Here is a 21,463-nt window from a genome sequence, read left to right as displayed (position 1 = left end):
GCGAGCAAGCCCGCTCCCACAGGGGTTCTGTATGTTGCACTTAATAATAAGGATCAGGTCATGCGCGCACTGGCTGCATTGAGTCGTTTTGTCGGCAATACCTTCGCTTACTGGGTGCTGTTTTTTGCCGTGCTGGCATTCTTGCTGCCGCAGTGGTTCGTCGATCTGAAAGTCGCCATCGTCCCCTTGCTCGGGCTGGTGATGTTCGGCATGGGCCTGGCGCTCAAGCTGGAAGATTTTGCCGAAGTGGGCCGGCATCCAGGACGCGTGGTTCTGGGGGTGATTGCACAATTTGTAATCATGCCCGGTGTGGCGTGGTTACTTTGCCAAGTATTCAGCCTGCCACCGGAGATTGCCGTCGGGGTAATTCTGGTAGGGTGCTGCCCGAGCGGCACTTCCTCCAACGTCATGACCTGGTTGGCCCGCGGAGACCTGGCTTTGGCCGTGTCGCTTTCGGCCATCACCACCCTGCTCGCACCGTTGTTGACGCCTGCGCTCATCTGGCTGCTGGCCTCGGCCTGGTTGCCGGTGTCGTTCTCGGCACTTTTCTGGTCGATCCTGCAGATCGTACTGCTACCTATCGTGCTGGGCATCGTTGCTCAGCGCCTGTTGGGTGATCGGGTTCGTCACGCGGTGGAAGTGCTGCCGCTGATCTCAGTCGTGAGCATCGTGATCATTGTTGCGGCGGTCGTGGCGGCCAGTCAGGCGAAGATCGCCGAGTCCGGCCTGCTGATCATGGCCATCGTGATGCTGCATAACAGCTTCGGTTACCTGCTGGGTTACTTCACCGGTCGCCTGTTCGGTTTGCCCCTGGCCCAGCGCAAGACTTTGTCGCTGGAGGTGGGCATGCAGAATTCCGGTCTGGGCGCGGCCTTGGCCAGTGCGCATTTCTCGCCGCTGGCGGCGGTGCCCAGCGCGCTGTTCAGCGTCTGGCACAATATTTCCGGGGCGCTGCTCTCGACGTATTTCCGCCGTATGAGTGAAAAGCAGGACCGTGAACTGCTCGCCCGCCAAGCGGCGGACTGAAAGGCAGACTTGATCGAGTGGTCAATAATGGGCAATCTATACGCCCATCGCGGGGACGACCCCGCCACTCGATCGACCTAAATCCGGGGACGACCCCATCCATCGATGGAGGTGTGTGATGTCCTGGATCATTCTGTTTTTTGCCGGCCTGTTCGAAGTCGGTTGGGCTGTCGGCCTGAAGTACACCGACGGCTTCAGCCGCCCGCTCCCTACCGCATTGACCATTGCGGCCATGGCCATCAGCCTTGGCCTGCTAGGCCTTGCGATGAAGGAACTGCCCCTGGGCACGGCCTATGCCATCTGGACCGGTGTCGGGGCCGTGGGCACGGTGATTGCCGGGATCATTCTGTTTGGTGAATCCATGGCGCTGGTTCGGCTGGCCAGTGTGGCATTGATCGTTGCCGGGTTGATCGGACTTAAGGTCAGCACCTGAGTTCACCAGCAGGACTGGAAGACCTGTGGGAGCTTTGCTCCCACAGGTGCTGCTCCCCACAAGGTTTTTGAGCCTACCTGACAGCCCCGCGCAAATCCCCCACCAACGCCTGCAACTTCGCCGGCTCCGCCACCTCAACGGCGACCGCCGGCCCCGCCACCAACGTCACCCGCGACCACAACCGGCGAAACAGTCCCTTGTTCGGGTCACGACTGAAGAAACTGCCCCACAATCCCTGCAACGCCAGGGGAATCACCGGCACGGGTGTTTCCTGAAGAATGCGCGTCAGTCCGCCCTTGAACTCATTGATCTCACCATCGGCCGTCAACTTTCCTTCGGGGAAGATGCACACCAACTCGCCGTTCTGCAGGTATTGAGCGATGCGCGTAAAGGCGCTTTCGTAGATATGGATATCTTCCTGACGCCCGGCAATCGGAATCGTCCCGGCGGTGCGAAAGATAAAGTTGAGCACCGGCAGGTTGTAGATCTTGTAATACATCACGAAGCGAATCGGTCGACGCACCGCGCCGCCGATCAGCAACGCGTCAACGAAGGACACGTGGTTGCAGACCAGCAGCGCGGCGCCTTCATCGGGAATCGCATCCAGGTTGCGATGTTCCACGCGGTACATGGAATGGCTCAGCAGCCAGATCATGAAACGCATGCTGAATTCAGGGACGATTTTGAAGATGTAGGTGTTCACGCCAATGTTCAGCAGCGACACCACCAGGAACAGCTGGGGAATCGACAGTTCCAGCAGGCCCAGCAGGACAATGGAGACAATCGCCGAAACCACCATGAATAACGCGTTGAGGATGTTGTTGGCGGCGATCACCCGCGCCCGCTCATTCTCGGCGGTGCGCGACTGGATCAGTGCGTACAGCGGCACGATGTAGAAACCACCAAAGACACCGAGCCCGAGGATGTCGATCAGCACCAGCCAGGCGTGGCCGAAACCGAGCACTTCGAGCCAGCCGTAGCCCTCGGCGCTGCCGGGAATTCCACCGGAATGCCACCACAACAGCAGCCCGAACACGGTCAGGCCGAACGAGCCGAACGGCACAAGGCCGATCTCGACTTTACGGCCCGACAACCTCTCGCACAGCATCGAACCCAGGGCGATCCCCACCGAGAACACCGTCAGGATCAAGGTCACCACGGTTTCGTCACCGTGCATCCAGTCCTTGGCGTAGGCCGGGATCTGTGTCAGATAAATCGCCCCGACAAACCAGAACCACGAGTTGCCGACAATGGAGCGGGACACCGCGGGGGTTTGTCCCAGGCCCAATTTAAGCGTGGCCCAGGACTGGCTGAAAATGTTCCAGTTCAGGCGCATCTGCGGCGAGGCCGCCGCCGCCCGCGGAATGCCGCGACTCGCCAGGTAACCAAGCACGGCGATAACGATAATCGAAGTCGCCACCACCGGCGCGTAATGCGCCGAGGACATCATGATCCCGGCGCCGATGGTGCCGATGAGGATCGCCAGGAAGGTGCCCATCTCCACCAGGCCATTGCCGCCGACCAATTCGTCTTCGCGCAGGGCTTGCGGCAGGATCGAATATTTCACCGGCCCGAACAGCGCCGACTGGGTGCCCATGGCGAACAGCGCCGCCAGCATCAACCACAAATGATCGAACAGAAAACCCACCGCGCCGATCGCCATGATGACGATTTCGCCAAGTTTGATCAGACGTATCAACGCATCCTTGGCGAATTTTTCCCCAAACTGCCCCGCCAGTGCCGAGAACAGGAAGAACGGCAAGATAAACAGCAGCGCACACAGATTGACCCAGATCGAACGGTCGCCCTCGATGGTCAGCCGATAGAGAATCGCCAGGATCAACGATTGCTTGAACACGTTGTCGTTGAACGCGCCCAGGGACTGCGTGATGAAAAACGGCAGGAAACGCCGCGTGCGGAGCAAGGTGAACTGCGAGGGGTGACTCATCTTCCATGTTCCTGAGTGGCGTGGTCGCTTATTGGAATGAGGTTTTCCGATCCAGGCCACACATTACCTGTCTTTAACGATTATTTCGCCAGCCCCGCAATGCACGGCGACACGAACAGCTCACCGTGCCAGGCGCCGAGCACCGTGCGCCGGCCGACGATCAGCCACATCACCGCCAGCATCGCCACCAGTACACAACCGAAAACGGTAAAAAACCCCAGGCTCAGCAAGCTCGCCAGCTTCAGCGTTGCCAGCGCATACACGCCCAAGGGGAAGGTAAATCCCCACCATCCGAGATTGAACGGGATGCCCGTGCGCAAATACCGTGCGGTGATCAACAGCGCCATCAACATCCACCAGAACCCGAACCCCCACAGGGTGATACCGGCCACCAACCCCAAGCCAGCGGCGACTTCGCCCAGGCCAGGCAAGCCATTGGCGGCAAAAATCAGCGGCGCATCGCCTCCCAGCAACAACATGCCCAGGGCACCGGTTCCGATCGGGCCAAGGGCCAGCCAGCTCGAGGCGGCCATGTTTTCGTGGGGCAGTTTGTGCAAGGCCATGCGCAGCAGCAGAATCGTCAGGATGCTGAACGCAACAGGTAGGGAAAATGCCCAGAGACTGTAGCTGGTGACCAGCATCACCAGTTGCGAATGGGCGTCTGCCAAGTGCGGTGCCAACAAGCCGCCACTGGCGGCAGCGACTTCGGCCGCCACCACCGGCAATAGCCACACGGCGGTCATCTGGTCGATCCGGTGTTCCTGACGGGTGAACATCAAAAACGGAATCAGCACGCCACAGGCCAGGGACATCGCCACGTCGATCCACCACAATGTTTCCGCCAACGGCACCACGCCCTCGCCCCAACGCGGCAAGCCGAATACCAACAAACCATTGATGAGGGTCGCCAGCCCCATGGGAATGGTGCCGAAAAACATCGAAACCGTTGAATGAGCAAAAATCCGCCGCGCCTCGTCGAAGAACAACACCCAACGCGCGGTGTACAGCCCCGTGAACAACACGAACAACAGGACATCGAACCACCACACCCCTTCGGCCAGGACGCGCAGGCCCGGGACATCCCCCGGCCATTGCGCCAGGGCCAGGGCCAATACGCCGGTGCCCATGACGACAGCAAACCAGTTAGGCGTGAACTGGCGAACAGCTTCCAATGGTCTGGGCAAATGACTGAGTGGACGCAAACGGTTTGTGGCAGCACAGCATGGCATGGCGAACTCCTACTCTCGGACGAGATAGAGCCATGCTAGAGCCAGATCGAATATCTATATAACGGGTAATATCTCTATATATTATCGATTTTACAGATATTTTTCAGACGCTGCCCTCGGCCTCGATCACCAGAATTCTCGCTTCTCCCAATGGCTTGGCCACATGTTCGGTGCCCACCGATGCATAGAAAATATCCCCCGCACTCAGCAGGGTATCTTTCTCGATACCCCCTTGCCGATAGCACATCTGCACTTGCCCATCGAGCACCACGAACACTTCCTGTCCATCGTTGATGTGCCATTTATAGGGCTGATCAGTCCAGTGCAGGCGCGTGGTGATGCCATTCATGTTGGCGATATCCAGCGCTGCCCAGGCGCGGTCGCCGGTAAAGGATTTGCTGCGGATGATGTTCAACAGAGATCGCCCCAAAGAAACACAGAGGTGCCAAGACTAACCCAAACCAGGCGATGGCCGCGCCTGACGCGACAGCCCGAGCAAGGCAACGGTCGCCAGCACAATCAACACAGCGCCAAAGCCATCGGTGGTCGGGATCAACCCGAACACCCGGGTCAGGCTCCCCGCCAGCAGCGACGGCAGGCTGAAAGCCAGGTAACTGAGAACATAAAACGCTGACATCAACCCAGCCCGCTCATGGGGCAAGGCCAACGGCATAATGCTGCGCAATGCCCCCAGAAAGCCCGCGCCAAAACCGCTGCCGGTGACCAGCGTGCCGACGAAGAACAACGGCAAGCTAGCAGCGTGCACTGCGATCAATACCAGCGCCAGACCGACCAGCAACAGGCTGGCGGCCAGGCGCAGCATTTTGTCCGCCACCTGGTTGCGCAGCGTGTAGATGCTCAACGCTCCGGTGAGCGTCAACACCGCCACCAGCGCGCCGCCAATCAAGTTGGACGTGGTTCCGGTTGCGGCCCGGACCAATGACGGCGCCAGTGACAAGTAGAAGCCGCCCACCGCCCAGGCCACCAGGTTCAAGGGCAGTATCAGCCACAAGGCGCGCCGTGCCTGGATCGGCACATGCAAGGTGGGGCGCAAGGATTGCCAGGCACCCGGCTGCGGACTGACGCTCTCCGCCAAAAACCAGAGGTAAATGGCCTGGATCAGGAACAATCCCAGCAAAATCCAGTACGTCAGTTGCAGGGGCAACGGCGCGAACTCGGCCAACATGCCACAGCCAAATGCACCGCAAGCCATGCCCAGCAAGGGCGCTACGCTAGTGATCAGCGGACCTTGCCGACGATCGAAGTCCAGCAAGGCCGCGCCAAGCACACTGGTGGCCATGCCGGTGGCGAAGCCCTGAATCAACCGTGCACCGATCAACCAGGCAATACTGTTGGCGTTGATAAACAGCAGCATCGCCAGCATGTTGAGCACCAGCGCGACGAAAATCACCGGTTTGCGCCCCAGATAATCCGACAACGAACCCACGGTCAGCAAAGCTGCTAATAGACTGAACGCGTACACGCCGAAAATCAGCGTCAGGACCCCAGGGGAAAACTGCAGTTGTTCCTGATAGAGGTGATACAGCGGGGTTGGCGCGCTGGACGCAGCGAGAAAACCGAGCAGGGTGATCGCCAGGAATATCAGACTGGCACGGGTCGAAGCTGGACGGGACATGGGCACACTCCACAAGGCGATCCACAAAAGCTAATTTTTTGCTTTTGCAGAGTGTGCTATCGACGTGCGCTTAAAGCAAATTCTTTGTGTTAAGGTCCGATCCATGGCTATTAAAGAAGGTTTACGTCCCGGCGGCAGAAGCGCCCGGGTACAAGAGTCGATTCATTCGGCGGTTCGCAGTTTGCTCCAGGAGCAGGACCGCGCCAGCCTGACCGTGCCGCAAATCGCGGCCCGCGCAGGCGTCACCCCGTCCACCATTTACCGGCGTTGGGGCGACCTGCCGGCATTGCTGGGCGACGTCGCGATTGCCCGCATGCGCCCGGACAGCGCACCGCTGGACACCGGCAGCCTGCGTGGGGATCTTCGCGCCTGGGCCGAACAGTACCTGGACGAAATGAGCTCCGAACCCGGTCGCGACATGATGCGCGACATCCAGGCCTGTGCCACGCCGGGCTATTGCGTGGCAATCCTCAGCGGCCAGTTGCAGACCATTCTGGATCGCTATCCCGACGAGCCAAACCCAGGGGTCGAGCGACTGATCAATGTGGTGGTCGCACCGACGGTGTTTCGTATCCTCTTTGCCACCGAGCCGTTGGCGGTTGAGGAGTTGTATCGGTTGGTGGATATCGCGTTGACCCAATAATACCGCCATCGCGAGCAGGCTCGCTCCCACATTGGGCCTGTGGTGAACCAACATTTGTGTTCACCGAGGATCCAGTGTGGGAGCGAGCCTGCTCGCGATGGCGGCCAGCCAGAACACCCCATGACCCAACGCTGGGCGCAAACCGCGACACCTCGGCATGCCTCGACCTTGGTCGACACTGACGAACCCGAGCGGGCATGCGAGACTGTTCTGCCGGGCCCTGCCCCCGGCGGTCTTTCGTTCAGGAGCTTCCATGTCGTTGTCCAGCGGGCTGATTGCCGTTGTTGCCCTGGCCTATATGGCCATCCTGTTCGCCATCGCCTTCTACGGCGACCGGCGTAGCACACCGTTGCCCCCTCGGGTGCGGGCGTGGGTCTACAGCCTGTCGCTGGCGGTGTACTGCACCAGCTGGACATTTTTTGGCGCGGTAGGCCAGGCTGCCGAACAACTCTGGTCATTCCTGCCGATTTACCTCGGGCCGATCCTGTTGCTGGTGCTGGCTCCGTGGGTCCTGCAGAAGATGGTGATGATCAGCAAGCAGGAAAACATCACCTCCATCGCCGACTTCATCGCCGCACGCTACGGCAAATCCCAGTCCCTGGCGGTGGTGGTCGCCCTGATCTGCCTGGTGGGGGTGCTGCCGTACATTGCCTTGCAGCTCAAAGGCATCGTGCTCGGGGTCAACCTGTTGATCGGCGCTGGTGCCGACGCCATGGGCACTCGCGCCCAGGACACTGCGTTGATCGTTTCGCTGATCCTGGCACTGTTCACCATCGTGTTCGGCACGCGCAACCTGGACGCCACCGAACACCACCGGGGCATGGTGCTGGCCATTGCCTTTGAATCGTTGGTCAAGCTGTTCGCCTTCCTTGCCGTAGGCGCCTTTGTCACGTTCGGCCTTTACGACGGATTCGACGATCTGTTCAACCAGGCGATGCTGGCGCCGCGACTGGAACAATACTGGAAAGAAACCATCAACTGGCCGTCCATGGTGGTGCAGACCGGGGTAGCGATGATGGCGATCATCTGCTTGCCGCGGCAGTTCCACGTGACCGTGGTCGAGAACATCGAGCCCCAGGATCTGCGCCTGGCCAAATGGGTGTTCCCCGCCTACCTGGCCCTGGCTGCGTTGTTCGTGGTGCCTATCGCCCTGGCCGGGCAGATGCTGCTGCCCGACTCGGTGTTACCTGATTCGTTCGTCATCAGCCTGCCTTTGGCCCAGGCCCACCCGGCGCTAGCGGTGCTGGCGTTCATTGGCGGCGCCTCGGCGGCCACCGGCATGGTCATCGTGGCGAGTGTCGCGTTGTCCACCATGGTTTCCAACGACATGCTGCTGCCCTGGCTGTTGCGCCGCAACAACGCCGAGCGGCCATTCGAAGTGTTTCGTCAGTGGATGCTGTCGGTTCGCCGGGTGAGCATCGTGGTGATCCTGTTGCTGGCCTATGTCAGCTACCGCCTGCTGGGGTCGACGGCGAGCCTGGCAACCATCGGCCAAATCGCCTTCGCCGCCGTGACCCAACTGGCGCCTGCCATGCTCGGCGCGCTGTACTGGAAACAGGCCAATCGCCGCGGGGTGTTCGCCGGCCTCGCCATGGGGATTTTCCTGTGGTTCTACACCTTGGTGTTGCCGATCGCGGCCCACAGCCTGGGCTGGTCGCTGAATAGTTTCCCGGGACTTGCGTGGCTGCATGGCAACCCCTTGAACCTGCCGATTTCACCGCTGACCCAAGGGGTCGTGTTATCCCTGGCCGGTAACTTCACCCTGTTTGCCTGGATCTCCGTGCTGTCGCGCACCCGTGTGTCGGAACACTGGCAAGCCGGACGCTTCATCGGCCAGGAAATCAGCGCCCGCCCCAACCCGCGCTCGATGCTGGCGGTGCACATAGATGACCTGTTGCAACTGGCCGCGCGATTCGTTGGCGAAGAACGGGCGCGCCAGAGTTTCATTCGCTTCGCCTACCGCCAGGGCAAAGGCTTCAACCCGAACCAGAATGCCGACAGCGAATGGATCGCCCACACCGAACGACTTCTGGCAGGTGTGCTGGGGGCTTCGTCGACGCGGGCGGTGGTAAAAGCCGCGATTGAAGGTCGGGAGATGCAGCTGGAGGATGTGGTCCGAATCGCGGATGAAGCCTCGGAAGTGCTGCAATTCAACCGCGCACTGCTGCAAGGTGCCATCGAAAACATCACCCAGGGCATCAGCGTGGTCGATCAGTCCCTCAGGCTGGTGGCCTGGAACCGCCGATACCTGGAGCTGTTCAACTACCCGGACGGCTTGATCAGTGTTGGTCGGCCCATCGCCGACATTATCCGCTACAACGCCGAGCGCGGCCTTTGTGGCCCAGGCGAAGCAGAGGTCCATGTCGCTCGACGTCTGCACTGGATGCGCCAGGGCCGCGCGCACACCTCTGAACGGCTGTTTCCCAATGGCCGGGTGATCGAGCTGATCGGCAACCCCATGCCCGGCGGCGGTTTTGTCATGAGTTTTACCGACATCACCGCTTTCCGCGAAGCCGAACAGGCCCTGACCGAAGCCAACGAAGGGCTGGAACAACGGGTGGCAGAACGCACCCGGGAACTGTCGCAACTGAACATGGCCCTGACCGAAGCCAAGGGCACCGCCGAGTCGGCCTACCAATCCAAGACCCGGTTTCTGGCAGCAGTCAGTCATGACCTGATGCAGCCGCTCAACGCCGCGCGCCTGTTCTCCGCAGCGCTCTCGCATCAGCACGACGCCTTGCCGAGCGAGGCCCGGCAACTGGTGCACCACCTGGACAGTTCGCTGCGCTCGGCCGAAGACCTGATCACCGACCTGCTGGACATTTCTCGCCTGGAAAACGGCAAGATCAACCCTGACCGCAATCCATTTGCCCTCAACGAACTGTTCGACACCCTGGGCGCCGAGTTCAAGGTACTGGCCCAGGAACAAGGCCTCAAATTCCGGGTGCGGGGCTCACGACTGCGGGTCGACAGCGACATCAAGTTGCTGCGGCGGGTGCTGCAGAACTTTCTCACCAATGCCTTCCGCTATGCCAAAGGCCCGGTGCTGCTGGGCGTTCGCCGTCGCAATGGCGAATTGTGCCTGGAGGTGTGGGATCGCGGCCCGGGCATCGCCGAAGATAAACTGGAGATCATTTTCGAAGAGTTCAAACGTCTCGACAGCCATCAGACCCGCGCGGAAAAAGGCCTGGGCCTGGGCCTGGCGATCGCCGACGGACTGTGTCGCGTGCTGGGTCACACCTTGCGGGTGCGTTCCTGGCCGGGGCGCGGCAGTGTATTCAGCGTCAGCGTACCGCTGGCCCACGCGCAGACGGCCTTGCCCAAGCCCGTTGCCGAACCCAATGGTCATTTGCCAAAGGGCGCCCAGGTGCTGTGTATCGATAACGAAGACAGCATTCTGATCGGCATGAACAGCCTGCTCACTCGCTGGGGCTGCCAGGTGTCGACGGCGCGTAACCGCCAGGAGTGCGAACGTTTGCTCACCGAGGGTAGCCGACCGCAACTGGCCCTGGTGGATTTTCACCTGGACGATGGCGAGACCGGAACCGAGCTGATGGCCTGGTTACGCACTCGCATGGGTGAACCGATACCTGGCGTGGTGATCAGCGCCGATGGCCGCCCCGAGACGGTGGCGCAAGTGCATGCGGCGGGTCTGGATTACTTGGCCAAACCGGTGAAACCGGCTGCGTTGAGGGCATTGTTGAGTCGGCATTTGCCGTTGTGATAATCACGCTCCTGCCACCGGTGTTGCTTCGAGCCAGGGCGTTGCGTCACTCCTGGCTTTTTGCAGTTTCTTCTGGCAACTCTGGCAATCCATCGACATCCGTCATGGCCCGTTCGAGCAGTTCGGCTGGCAGGCTTTTGCTGGCCCGGGCGCCAAGCAATTTGAGTTGTTCGCTGCGGCTGATCAGGTTGCCGCGCCCTTCTGTCAGTTTGTTGCGCGCAGCGCTGTAGGCTTTGTCCAGTTGCTGCAAACGGCTGCCAATTTCGTCCAGGTCCTGGATGAACAGTACGAACTTGTCGTACAGCCACCCTGCCCGCTCGGCGATTTCCCGGGCGTTCTGACTTTGACGTTCCTGTTTCCACAAACTGTCGATCACCCGCAACGTCGCCAATAGCGTCGTTGGGCTGACGATCACGATGTTGCGGTCGAAGGCTTCCTGGAACAGCGTCGGTTCGGCTTGCAGCGCGGCGGAAAATGCGGCCTCGATCGGTACGAACAACAACACGAAATCCAGGCTGTGCAAACCATCCAGGCGCTTGTAATCCTTGCCGGCCAGACCTTTGACGTGGGCCCGCAAGGACACCACGTGCTGCTTGAGAGCAAGTTGGCCGATGCTGTCGTCTTCGGCGGCCACGTATTGTTGATAGGCCGTGAGACTGACCTTGGAATCCACCACCACCTGCTTGTCGCCGGGCAGGTAAATCAGCACGTCCGGCTGGAACCGTTCGCCGTCCGGGCCCTTGAGGCTGACCTGGGTCTGATACTCGCGGCCCTTCTCCAGGCCGGCGTGCTCGAGCACCCGCTCCAGAATCAGTTCACCCCAGTTACCCTGGGTCTTCTGGCCTTTGAGGGCACGGGTCAGGTTGGTCGCTTCATCGCTCAGGCGCAGGTTCAGCTGTTGCAGCCGCTCCAACTCCTTGCCCAGGGAGAAGCGTTCCCGCGCCTCGGCTTGATAGCTTTCCTCGACACGTTTTTCAAAGGATTGGATGCGCTCCTTCAGCGGGTCGAGCAACTGTCCCAGCCGCTGCTGGCTGGTTTCCGCGAAGCGTTGCTCACGTTCATCGAAGATCTTTCCTGCAAGCTCGGCGAACTGTGCCCGCAACTCGTCTCGCGAACCTTGCAGATCGTCCAGACGTTGCTGATGACTTTCCTGTTGCTCACGCAGTTCGGCATGCAACGAAGCCGCCTGGGCATCAAGACGCCGCAGTTCCGCTTCTTTTGCGGCGCGCTCCAGGTTCCAGGCGTGGGCCGCGTCTCGGGCATTGTCGCGTTCGATCTGCAGCAACTCGACTTCGCGACAAGCCGCGGCAAGCTCGGCTTGCCGGGCGGCGTTGGCCTGGCCCAGGTCGCTGATTTCATCGCGGCACGCATCGAGCTGGGCGTTCAAGCCGTCGTGGGCCATGTGGGCGGTGGCCAGACGCTCCTCCAGTAACGCGAGTTCGGTTTGCGCGGCGCTGGCCTGGCGTTGCAGGTGCCAGGCCAAGGCGAGCAGCGGCACTGCAGCACCCGCGAGGCCAAACAACAGGCTGGTCAAATCCATAGCCATGACAATTCCCGCCGATGAAATAAAACCCGCAGGTTAACCAAGCGGCCAGGGGATGCCCAGCTCAGTCTTCGATTTCACCCAGCGCCTGGCGCGCACGATGATCCCCGGCCCTGGCAGCCTGACGCAGCAGATCCTGACCGATACGACGATCGCGCGCGTTTCCGCATTCACGGCACATCAACTGACCGAGGCGACTTTGCGCAGCTACCACGCCTTCCCGGGCAGGTTGCTTGAGTAAACGGCCGGCCAAGTGTTTGACACTGGTGTTTTCCCCAAGGCGCGGACTGTCGAGCAGCCATTCGGCCACGCGCATGGAAATGCGTTTGGGTGGGGTAACACCGGAGGGTGTGGAGGTAACAGGATTTGATACTGAGCGAAACTTCATAAAGCACTGTGGGACAGATCAGGAAGGCGCGCCACTCTACTCCTTTTTTCGCACGGGTAAAGTCGAAAAAATCCGGCACGCCCGTGCTAGAGCAAGCGCTTGGGACAATCCACAGAAGCTGTGGATAACTCAGTGGACAACCCCCCCTGAAGTCGCCGTAAGCCCTGTGGAACGGGGCCTGCGCTCAAACTGACGATTTTTTCACCAGTAAAAAAAAGCGATGTTTTTCATTGACTTAAATTTTGGATACAGGCACCCACCCCAGATTGTTTCCACATGACAATACGGTGACAACCACCGGATCGAGTGTGCACAAGTAACACGCCAACCGGTTATATCGCTGCGCCGTTTTGGCGCATTTGTGCGGTAAAACCTGGGGATAACCTGACGACGTGCGGGCCGTTGTCCGTTGGCTGAGCGCAAAACCATTGATCGGTTCCTGTGCTATGGCCACCCCCTATGGGCAGACAAACGATCAGACAGCGGCCAGGAGAATCTTTTTTGCCCATCGTCCTTCCCTTCGACCACTCGATCCGTTACTATCCGCGGCGTTAGTACCAAGCTGAAAGTCAATTCCGGGTCGAACACATCTCCACGGTCAGCCTTCTTCAAGAGAAGCCTCACCGACAAAAAGAGACCGACCCCCTCGATGGTTTCCAGGTAATTCTTGCGCCAACACTGCCTTTGATCGATTGCAAAGGATGTTGCCAGACTCGTTACTCTGACCGAACCAGCCTGCAAAATTGATCAGGATCTTCACCCCGGGCCCAGAACCTTTGCCCTTGATGTGCTGCCTGCCCTCCTAAGTACCTACCTGCCAGCCCAAGCGCGCACTTTATATAGCGCTCAAACTGGCTGCTTTGTTCCAGTCGGGTTCTTCGTTCGACCAATGGTGGTCGACGTTACTGGAACGTTTTAACGTTGCACGGTTCTTAACCGTGTCATTTGTAGGAACACCCATAACATGTCTACTCAAATCCATACACAGGATGCCATCCGCACCCTAACCAACGCTTTTGCCCCAATGAACTGCCTGATCATGGCCGCTCGCAAAGGCTGCTTCAGCTTCACGCTGGTCAACGAACATGGCATCGCCCGTCACAGCGAACGCCTGTACCCCGATCAGTACTCCAGCGCAGAACCGCTGCAGGCCGTGATCGAGCGTACCCGTCAGGCACTGGTTGCCTGATACGCCGCAAAGGCTGAAACCCTAAGGCCCCGCCCCAAAAGCGGGGTTTTTTATTGCCCAAAATTTCTCGATAAAGCGCAACGGCTTAAGCACTGGGGGATATAACGGTTATAACCGTTCGGCGAAGATGTTTTAAAAACAGTCCTTTACAGCGGGAATATGACACTACACTTCAAGTCAAGCGGCATGATCCGCTTCCGGCGGAGCCTGAACCGAACCACTGCTGCCAAGCCCACACCTATTCAGGCTCTGCCCATTTCACGTTTCGAGGGTTTTATGGGTATCGCTGCCAGCGAACTGTGTCGATATGTGATCCGCCCGACGCTCCTGTACCTGGAGCGCCACAGTGCAACGGCGGAATCCTTGTTGCTGGGGATTGCCGCCAGCCAGTCCGCCCTGGGATCAGCCCTGCATGACCGTCGCGGGCACGGCTTGTACCGCATTCCCGAACCTCGCCACCGGGCGCTCTGGGACCATTACCTGGCGCTGGACCCGGAACGAGCCAGCCTGGTGCGAGGCCTGGCCAGCCAGCACGCCTTTCTCAGCGGCCCGCACCTGGAATTGACCGTCAATCTGCGTTACGCCACCGCGATTGCCTGGCTATTGGTGGAGGAACAGAACCTCGCGCTTCCTGAAGCCGATGACCTGTTAGGCATGGCCCGGATCTGGCGCCAGACATTTCACCCTCAAGGGCGCCTGCGGGATTTCACCTGCGCCTGGCAAAGTTGTGTTTCGCCGCTGAATCAGGTCGCCTGCTAAGGTGAGATCTGGAAAGTTCCTACAACAGTCGCGAATTTGGTCTGATTGTCCTACAAAACCGCTCTAAATCAAGCCATACAGCCTATAGCGCTTACACGAAAATGTTGGTAATTTTCGCCCCGGTGATCACCTGGAGTTCTAACAATGAAAAAAATGATGCTCAAAACCACCCTTGGCCTTGCCGTTACCTTGGCATCCACGCAGATTTTCGCCAGTGGCTTTGCCTTGAACGAACAAAGCATCAGTGGCATGGGCACCGGTTTCGCTGGGCGTTCTTCCTCTGCCGATGATGCAAGCACTGTGTTTGGCAACCCGGCCGGCATGTCGCGCCTCAAGCGCCAGCAAGTGACGGGCGGTATGGCCGCTATCGACGCGTCCACCGACATCAACGACGCCAGCGGTAGCCAATCGGGCACCAACAAGGGCGACATGGTGCCGCTCACTGCCGTTCCGATGGGCTACTACGTCAAGCCTATCGATGATCAATGGGCTTTCGGCCTGGGTGTATACGCACCGTTCGGCCTGATCACCGATTACGAAAGCAGCTTCCAGGGTCGCAACTTCGGCAGCAAGAGCGAAGTGAAAGTCGTCGCCTTCCAGCCAACCGTCAGCTACGCCTTCAACGACAAGGTGTCGATCGGTTTCGGCCCGACCATCAACCATATTTCCGGTGCTCTGGAATCGGCGCTCACCACACCGTTTTCACCTAACGACGGCGACGTGAAGATCAAGGGCGACGACATTGGGTACGGCTACAACATCGGCGTGCTGGTCCAGGCGACCGACACCACCCGCGTTGGCCTGACCTACCACTCCAAGGTCAAGTACAAGCTTAAAGGGCATACCGAAGTCAGCCCCGGCGCCGGTACTCCTCCCGGACTGCTGAACGGTGCACGCTACGACGCTTCGCTGGACATCACGACACCTGAGTCGGTCGATTTCTCGGTCACCCAGCAAATCAACGATGCCTGGACCGTCTACGCTGGCAGCACCTGGACTCGTTGGAGCCGCCTGAAAGAAATCACCGTCAACAATGACGGGACCGAAACGGGCGGCGGTTTGCTGAACCCGGCTCTCGGCACCATCACTGAAGACCAGAACTGGCACGACACCTGGGCCTACGCCATCGGCACGTCCTACCAGTTGAACAAGCAGTGGGTGCTGCGTACTGGCCTGACCTTCGACCAGTCGCCCACCAACAACATTGACCGCTCGCCACGCATTCCTACCGGCGACCGGACCATCTTCAGCCTGGGTGCCGGTTGGAGCCCGACCGAAGATCTGACCATCGACGTGGCGTATTCCTATCTCAAGGAAGAGAAAGTCAGCGTCAATCACAGCAACGCTCTGGGCCAGTCCTACAACGCTGAATACGAAAACAGCGCAAACGGCTTCGGTGTTGGTGCAACCTACCGCTTCTGATGATTCACGGCGGGCCCGAATCCCTCGCCATCTGAAGCGAAAAAAGCCCCGCGCTCTGCAAAGAGGCGGGGCTTTTTCGTGACTGGCGATCAGGGTCGGGAGGCGATGGCCGCTTCTACCGCCTTGATGAAGTCGGGATCATCAGGCTTGGTCCGACTGGAGAAACTGGCGACGACCTTGCCCTGGCGATCCACGACGTACTTATAGAAATTCCATTTCGGTGCACCGGACTGTTCGGCCAGATGCCTGAACAACGGGATGGCGTCCGCGCCGCGTACCGGTTGGGGCTCGGTCATGGTGAAGGTCACGCCGTAATTGACGTAGCAGACCTTGGCCGTCTCTTCGCCGTCCTTGGATTCCTGCTTGAAGTCATTGGACGGTACCCCCAGCACTTGCAGACCGTCGCCCTTATAGCGCTGGTTAAGTGCCTCAAGACCTTTGAACTGGGGGGCGAAACCGCAGAAGCTGGCAGTGTTGACCACCACCAGCGGCTGGCCGGCGAAACGCTGGCACAGATCGATGTTTTCCTTGGCCCGCAACTTGGGCAGCGAGCCCTCCAGCATGGGTGGGCAGTCAGCGGCCCATGCGTGCCCGGTCAAAGCCAGCAGCAGTGCGGGTACAGCAAGCCTGCGCATCAGCATGTCGCAATCTCCTTGAAAGCACATCAGACCACGACGTTACTCCCCCGTACCCGGCGCCGTCCACCGCTCAGCAGGTGCCCATGCCCAGCTGCATCAACGCCAGCCCGCCCTGATGCCACCCCCACCAGGCGATCACCAGCAGCAGGCCAGCACCGACCGCAATCAACCATGGGCCTACGCGGCTCATGCCGCACCTGCCTGAACTTGCAGCCGTGCCACCGGATGCTCACGCACGGGCCAGTTCAACGCCGCCGCCAGCAGACTGAGCAGGATCGACACCTGCCAGATCAAGTCATAACTGCCAGTTCGGTCGTACACCACACCACCCAGCCAGCCCCCCAGGAACGAACCCAACTGGTGAAACAGGAACACGATCCCACCCAACATCGAGAGATTTCGTACACCAAACAAGGTCGCTACCGTGCCGTTGGTCAAAGGCACCGTCGACAGCCACAAAAAGCCCATCGCCATCCCGAACAGATAAGCCGTGGTCGTCGTCACCGGCAACCACAGGAACAAGCCAATCACCACCGCCCGCAACAGGTATAACCCGGTCAGCAAGCGCGGCTTGGACATCCGACCGCCCAACCAGCCTGCGGTGTAAGTGCCGAAGATATTGAACAGGCCAACCAAGGCCAGCACGGTCGTGCCGACGCTGGCCGCCAGGTGCTGGTCCACCAGATAGGCCGGCAAATGCACGCCAATGAATACCACTTGGAAGCCACAGACAAAAAAGCCCACCGCCAGCAACCAGAATCCGGAGTGGCTGCACGCCTCGCGCAATGCTTCGGACAAGGTTTGCTCATGACCGGTCAGCGGTGCAGGGGTGTCCTTGAGCATGCCCACCAACGGCACGATCAGCGCCACCAACAGCCCCAGCGCCAACAGCGCGGCAGACCAGCCGAGCCAGCCAATCAGCCCCAGTGTGCCCGGCAACATGGCGAACTGGCCAAAGGAGCCGGCAGCACTGGCGATACCCATGCCCATGCTGCGTTTTTCCGGCGGCACGGCACGCCCGACCACGCCGAGGATCACCGAAAACGATGTGCCGGACAGGCCGATACCAATCAACAGACCCGCGCTCAATGAGAGCGACCATGGCGAGTCGGCCATGCCCATGAAGACCAGGCCGAGGGCGTAAAGCACACCACCGATGAGCACGACTTTCGCGGCACCGAAGCGGTCGGCCAGCGCCCCGGTAAAAGGTTGCGCCAGGCCCCAGATCAAGTTCTGCAAGGCAATGGCGAAGGCAAACACCTCGCGGCCCCAGCCAAACTCGGCACTCATGGGCGCCAGAAACAGCCCGAAGCCGTGCCGCACACCCAGGGACAACGCCAGGATCAGCGCACCGCCCACCAGAACCCAACCACAGGTACGCCACATCGATGTCATTTTATTCTCCACTCGCGGGTATATACCCGCTTATCATCGAACGAACCGGCTTCACGCCAGTTCATCCAGCAAGGCCAGCAGTGTTGCGCGCTTTTCGGCGCCCAGCTTATCGATCAATCGTTGTTGCGCCGCTTCCCAGGCCGGCAACGCCGCCGCCAGCCGGGCATGCCCGGCTTCAGTGAGTTCGACAATGCGATTACGCAAGTCTTCACCTTCGGCCAGCGCCACCAGCCCCTCACCTTCCAATACCCGCAGGTTGCGCCCCAGGGTGCTGCGGTCCAGGCCCATGGCCTCGGCCAGGGAAGAAATACTCGGTTGGTCCAGGCGCGCCAGGTTACTCAGCAAGGAATACTGGGCGACGTTGATCCCGAAGCCGTCGAGGGCGCCGTCGTAATACCTGCTGACGCCCCGAGCAGCGCGACGCAGGTTGATGCACAAACATTGGGAGGCAAGCATAGTGCGTGTATATACCCGCGATTAAATGAATGCAAATTTTAATTCAGGAAATTTCAAGCTGAATCCCCCCGCCAGACAGGTAGCGCTCAATTCAAGATCAGCACCAGCCCAACCAATACCCCCATTTCAAGCAGCTCCAGCAAGGCGCCTGCCGTATCCCCGGTACAACCTCCCAGCCTGCGCAACATCATCTGGCGCAAGCCGATAAATACCGCCAGGGCGATCAGCAGCGACGCTACCCCGGTCCAGCCCGCCACCAGCACGCATCCCACCGCACAGGCCAGCAATACCTGCCAGCCCGCGTGGCGCGGCAGATGGTCGGCGAGCGCCTGCCCCAACCCGCCGGCCCGCACATAGGGCGTGGTCAGGAACAACCCCAGCAATGCGCCACGGCCCAACACCGGCACCAGGATCAATGCCAGGGTTTGCCGTTGCTCGATCAGCGCCAGCAATGCGGCGAATTTGAGCAACAGCACCAACACCAGCGTAATCACCGCGATCGGCCCGCTGCGGGGGTCTTTCATGATCAGCAGCGTGCGCTCGCGATCGCCAAAACCGCCCAGCCAGGCATCCGCGCTGTCGGCCAGGCCATCCAGGTGCAGGCCGCCGCTAAGCAGCACCCACGCGGTCAGCAACAAGGCGCCATGGAGCAGCAGCGGCGTGCCAAGCAACATGGCATCAAGCCCCCACAACAAGCCACCGAACAACAGCCCTACCAGCGGATAGCACAGCAACGAACGCCCCAACTGCGCCGGCTCCGGCATGCCCGACAAGCGAACCGGCAAGCTGCTCAGGAACTGCAAGGCGATCCAGAACGGCAACATGGTCAGACCGCCTCTTTGAGCACTGGACCAGATTGGACGCGAAGTGAAAACAACGCACCATGGCCGACTTCGACATTGAGCAACTGTTCGCGCGGCAAACCCCGGGCCTGGGCCAGCAGCAAGCGCATAACGCCGCCATGACTGACCAGCAACACTCGCTCCCCAGCATACGCAACTGTCAGGCGTTCAACCGCCGCCAGGACCCGCTTCGAAAACTCCAGCACCGGCTCGCCGCCCGGTGGAGTGAATGCGTAGGGATCGGCCCAAAAGCGGCCCAGCGCCTCGGCGTCGGTGTCCATCAACGCCGCCGCGCTGCAGCCTTCCCAGGCGCCGAAATGCAGCTCCTGCAGATCCTTGTCCAGGTGCACCGGCAAATCGAGCCGGACGCCGAGTTGCTCAGTGAAACGGGCGCAACGCTGCAACGGTGAACTCACCAGCCGATCCCAGGGCCCGCCCGCCGCGACCGCCTCGCGCATCTGCTCCCAGCCCCTGTCCGTCAAGGCATCGTCGAGGCTGCCACGCAGCCCGCCGCCCAGTTCGGTCTCGCCGTGGCGCAACAGGTCCAGGTGCAACGTCATGCCGGACGATCCGCCACGGCCGCTTCGGCAAAGGTCGCCATCTGCCCGTGAAGATCACACGCCAGGCGCAACAGCGGTACCGCCAACGCCGCACCACTGCCCTCCCCCAGGCGCAGGCCCAGGTCAAGGAGCGGCTCAGCGCCGAGGGTTTCCAGAACGTGCCGATGCCCAGGCTCAGCACCGCGATGGCCGAACAACAGCCATTGCCTGCATTGAGGATTGAGACGCACCGCCACCAGTGCTGCGACGCTGCAGATAAAACCATCCACCAACACCGCAACGCCCTGCTGGGCGCAGGCCAGATACGCGCCAGCCAACGCTGCGATTTCAAACCCGCCCAGGTTGAACAGTGTTTGCAGTGGATCGTTGCGCTGTGCGCCGTGCAACGCCAGGGCGCGCTCGATGACTTGAGCCTTGCGGCTGACACCCGCGGCGTCCAGCCCAGTGCCCGGCCCGACCAGGTGAGTCACCGGGCAGTCAAGCAAGGCACAGGCCAGGGCACTGGCCGCCGTGGTGTTGCCGATACCCATTTCTCCGCCGATAAACAGCTGCGTTCCGGCGGCGACAGCGCGCAGCGCACTGTCACGCCCGGCCAGCAATGCCTGCTCGCCTTGGGTCACGGTCATCGCCGGCCCCTGCACGAAATTCGCGGTACCCGGCCCCACGTTCAGATGCCGCACACCGGGTAGCGCCAGAGAAGGCGTCACAGTGCCCAGGTCAACCACTTCCAACGAGGCGCCCAGTTGCCGCGCCAATACACTGATCGCCGCGCCGCCGCTGACGAAGTTGAGGAGCATCTGCCCGGTGACTTCCTGGGGATAGGCCGATACGCCTTCGGCCACCACACCATGATCGCCGGCAAAGATCGCAATCCACAGTTGATCCAGCCCAGGTTTGACCTGCCCTTGCAAACCCGCCAGTTGCACCGCCACGGCTTCGAGCCGCCCCAGGGAGCCGGCCGGCTTGGTCAGTTGTTGCTGACGGACCGCGGCCTGCTCCAGGGCCTGGCTGTCGAGGGGCTTGCACGGGTCCAGCCACCAGCGATGATTCATAACGCAGTACCTTTGAGAGTCAGGGGCAGCCCGGCAACGGTCAGTACGACGCGCTGGCAACGTTCGGCCAAAGCTTGATGCAGCCAACCGGCTTCATCGACATAACGGCGAGTCAACTCGCCCAGCGGCACGACACCCATTCCGGTCTCGTTGCTGACAAAAATGATTTCGCCCGGCAGCGCGCCAACGCACTCCAGTAGAGCGTCACGCTCGGCGTTCAACTGCTCGGGGTTGTCGAGCATGAGCAGATTGGTCAGCCAGAGGGTCAGGCAATCCACCAACAGGCATTGCCCTGAACCTGCGTTATCGCGCAGCACCCGCGCCAGGGCCAACGGTTCCTCCACCAGCGCCCATTCGGCCGGACGACGAGCACGGTGTTGGGCGACCCGGTCGTTCATCTCGCCATCCAGGGGTTGGCTGGTGGCGATGTAGGTGACGGGCAAGCGGGTGTCCGAGGCGAGCTTTTCGGCCAGGCGACTCTTGCCGGAGCGGGCGCCGCCGAGGATCAGTTGCAACATGGGTCATTCCTTTTTATTGGCGGTGCAACAACAGGCCCCTTCGCGAGCAAGCCCGCTCCCAC

General features: G+C 60.6%; 20 protein-coding genes. 7 read left to right on the top strand and 13 right to left on the bottom strand.

Translation table 11 applies throughout. The features are described 5' to 3' along the window. Positions 1 to 60 precede the first annotated feature (60 nt). Together HU811_RS13420 and sugE are read left to right on the top strand one after the other, a co-directional pair. Entirely contained in the window at positions 61 to 1,026 is a 966-nt protein-coding gene (locus tag HU811_RS13420; RefSeq protein ID WP_092402804.1) for a bile acid:sodium symporter family protein, read from the top strand. Between the two features lie 118 nt (positions 1,027 to 1,144). Further along, positions 1,145 to 1,459: a quaternary ammonium compound efflux SMR transporter SugE gene (gene sugE / locus HU811_RS13415; RefSeq protein ID WP_014339708.1), complete on the top strand. Its 315-nt coding sequence runs from the start codon at positions 1,145 to 1,147 to the stop codon at positions 1,457 to 1,459. A gap of 73 nt (positions 1,460 to 1,532) precedes the next feature. Here sugE and HU811_RS13410 read toward each other — a convergent pair whose 3' ends face one another. The 4 genes from HU811_RS13410 to HU811_RS13395 all read right to left on the bottom strand — a co-directional run bounded on the left by HU811_RS13410 (position 1,533) and on the right by HU811_RS13395 (position 6,272). Beyond that, the gene (locus tag HU811_RS13410; RefSeq protein WP_186656328.1) at positions 1,533 to 3,407 is read right to left on the bottom strand and encodes an MFS transporter; all 1,875 of its coding nucleotides are present in this window, start codon (positions 3,405 to 3,407) and stop codon (positions 1,533 to 1,535) included. An 80-nt stretch (positions 3,408 to 3,487) separates the two neighbouring features. Beyond that, complete coding sequence (locus tag HU811_RS13405) at positions 3,488 to 4,636, bottom strand: TDT family transporter (RefSeq protein ID WP_186656326.1); 1,149 nt, start codon at positions 4,634 to 4,636, stop codon at positions 3,488 to 3,490. Between the two features lie 103 nt (positions 4,637 to 4,739). Further along, positions 4,740 to 5,051, bottom strand: coding sequence for a cupin domain-containing protein (locus HU811_RS13400; RefSeq protein ID WP_186656324.1), 312 nt, complete (start codon positions 5,049 to 5,051; stop codon positions 4,740 to 4,742). 36 nt (positions 5,052 to 5,087) lie between these two features. Then, positions 5,088 to 6,272, bottom strand: coding sequence for an MFS transporter (locus tag HU811_RS13395; RefSeq protein WP_092402794.1), 1,185 nt, complete (start codon positions 6,270 to 6,272; stop codon positions 5,088 to 5,090). Positions 6,273 to 6,375: 103 nt separating this feature from the next. Between HU811_RS13395 and HU811_RS13390 the strand changes: the two genes are divergently transcribed. Together HU811_RS13390 and HU811_RS13385 are read left to right on the top strand one after the other, a co-directional pair. After that, positions 6,376 to 6,915, top strand: a complete 540-nt coding sequence (locus HU811_RS13390) for a TetR/AcrR family transcriptional regulator (protein ID WP_092402792.1) — start codon at positions 6,376 to 6,378, stop codon at positions 6,913 to 6,915. Between the two features lie 253 nt (positions 6,916 to 7,168). Further along, on the top strand, positions 7,169 to 10,639 hold the full coding sequence (locus HU811_RS13385) for a hybrid sensor histidine kinase/response regulator (RefSeq protein ID WP_092402790.1): 3,471 nt from the start codon (positions 7,169 to 7,171) through the stop codon (positions 10,637 to 10,639). Positions 10,640 to 10,685: 46 nt separating this feature from the next. On the opposite strand, the gene HU811_RS13380 is transcribed toward HU811_RS13385, so the two are convergent. Both HU811_RS13380 and HU811_RS13375 read right to left on the bottom strand, forming a co-directional pair. Further along, positions 10,686 to 12,041, bottom strand: coding sequence for a DNA recombination protein RmuC (locus HU811_RS13380; RefSeq protein ID WP_177193390.1), 1,356 nt, complete (start codon positions 12,039 to 12,041; stop codon positions 10,686 to 10,688). A gap of 205 nt (positions 12,042 to 12,246) precedes the next feature. Further along, positions 12,247 to 12,570, bottom strand: coding sequence for an SEL1-like repeat protein (locus HU811_RS13375; RefSeq protein ID WP_186656323.1), 324 nt, complete (start codon positions 12,568 to 12,570; stop codon positions 12,247 to 12,249). 964 nt (positions 12,571 to 13,534) lie between these two features. On the opposite strand from HU811_RS13375, the gene HU811_RS13370 reads away from it, so the two are divergent. The 3 genes from HU811_RS13370 to HU811_RS13360 all read left to right on the top strand — a co-directional run bounded on the left by HU811_RS13370 (position 13,535) and on the right by HU811_RS13360 (position 15,940). Further along, entirely contained in the window at positions 13,535 to 13,759 is a 225-nt protein-coding gene (locus tag HU811_RS13370; RefSeq protein ID WP_007898912.1) for a hypothetical protein, read from the top strand. A gap of 276 nt (positions 13,760 to 14,035) precedes the next feature. Further along, positions 14,036 to 14,518: a hypothetical protein gene (locus tag HU811_RS13365; RefSeq protein WP_047228705.1), complete on the top strand. Its 483-nt coding sequence runs from the start codon at positions 14,036 to 14,038 to the stop codon at positions 14,516 to 14,518. 144 nt (positions 14,519 to 14,662) lie between these two features. Next, positions 14,663 to 15,940 (top strand): OmpP1/FadL family transporter, encoded by a 1,278-nt coding sequence (locus tag HU811_RS13360; protein WP_186656320.1) that lies wholly within the window; start codon positions 14,663 to 14,665, stop codon positions 15,938 to 15,940. A gap of 89 nt (positions 15,941 to 16,029) precedes the next feature. Here the strand turns inward: HU811_RS13360 and HU811_RS13355 are convergent, their stop codons facing one another. The 7 genes from HU811_RS13355 to cobU all read right to left on the bottom strand — a co-directional run bounded on the left by HU811_RS13355 (position 16,030) and on the right by cobU (position 21,401). Then, positions 16,030 to 16,581 carry a glutathione peroxidase gene (locus tag HU811_RS13355; RefSeq protein ID WP_092402780.1) on the bottom strand — a complete coding sequence of 184 codons (552 nt, stop codon included), beginning with the start codon at positions 16,579 to 16,581 and terminating at the stop codon, positions 16,030 to 16,032. Between the two features lie 183 nt (positions 16,582 to 16,764). Further along, the gene (locus HU811_RS13350; RefSeq protein ID WP_186656317.1) at positions 16,765 to 17,973 is read right to left on the bottom strand and encodes an MFS transporter; all 1,209 of its coding nucleotides are present in this window, start codon (positions 17,971 to 17,973) and stop codon (positions 16,765 to 16,767) included. A gap of 51 nt (positions 17,974 to 18,024) precedes the next feature. Further along, positions 18,025 to 18,429 (bottom strand): MarR family winged helix-turn-helix transcriptional regulator, encoded by a 405-nt coding sequence (locus tag HU811_RS13345; RefSeq protein ID WP_047228709.1) that lies wholly within the window; start codon positions 18,427 to 18,429, stop codon positions 18,025 to 18,027. A gap of 86 nt (positions 18,430 to 18,515) precedes the next feature. Then, positions 18,516 to 19,253: an adenosylcobinamide-GDP ribazoletransferase gene (locus HU811_RS13340; RefSeq protein WP_186656314.1), complete on the bottom strand. Its 738-nt coding sequence runs from the start codon at positions 19,251 to 19,253 to the stop codon at positions 18,516 to 18,518. A 2-nt stretch (positions 19,254 to 19,255) separates the two neighbouring features. Beyond that, positions 19,256 to 19,831, bottom strand: coding sequence for an alpha-ribazole phosphatase family protein (gene cobC, locus HU811_RS13335; protein WP_186656311.1), 576 nt, complete (start codon positions 19,829 to 19,831; stop codon positions 19,256 to 19,258). Next, a complete protein-coding gene (gene cobT, locus HU811_RS13330) occupies positions 19,828 to 20,883 on the bottom strand; it encodes a nicotinate-nucleotide--dimethylbenzimidazole phosphoribosyltransferase (RefSeq protein WP_092402770.1) in 1,056 nt (351 codons plus the stop codon). Before cobT ends, cobC begins: the two co-directional genes overlap by 4 nt. Continuing rightward, on the bottom strand, positions 20,880 to 21,401 hold the full coding sequence (gene cobU, locus HU811_RS13325; RefSeq protein WP_186656308.1) for a bifunctional adenosylcobinamide kinase/adenosylcobinamide-phosphate guanylyltransferase: 522 nt from the start codon (positions 21,399 to 21,401) through the stop codon (positions 20,880 to 20,882). The genes cobT and cobU overlap by 4 nt, the downstream gene beginning before the upstream one ends. Positions 21,402 to 21,463: the final 62 nt, after the last annotated feature.

The sequence above is a fragment of the Pseudomonas tehranensis genome (genome assembly GCF_014268615.1).
Classification (GTDB): domain Bacteria; phylum Pseudomonadota; class Gammaproteobacteria; order Pseudomonadales; family Pseudomonadaceae; genus Aquipseudomonas; species Aquipseudomonas tehranensis.
The sequence above is the reverse complement of the archived record's forward strand: the minus strand, read 5'-3'. Positions and strand labels throughout refer to the sequence as shown.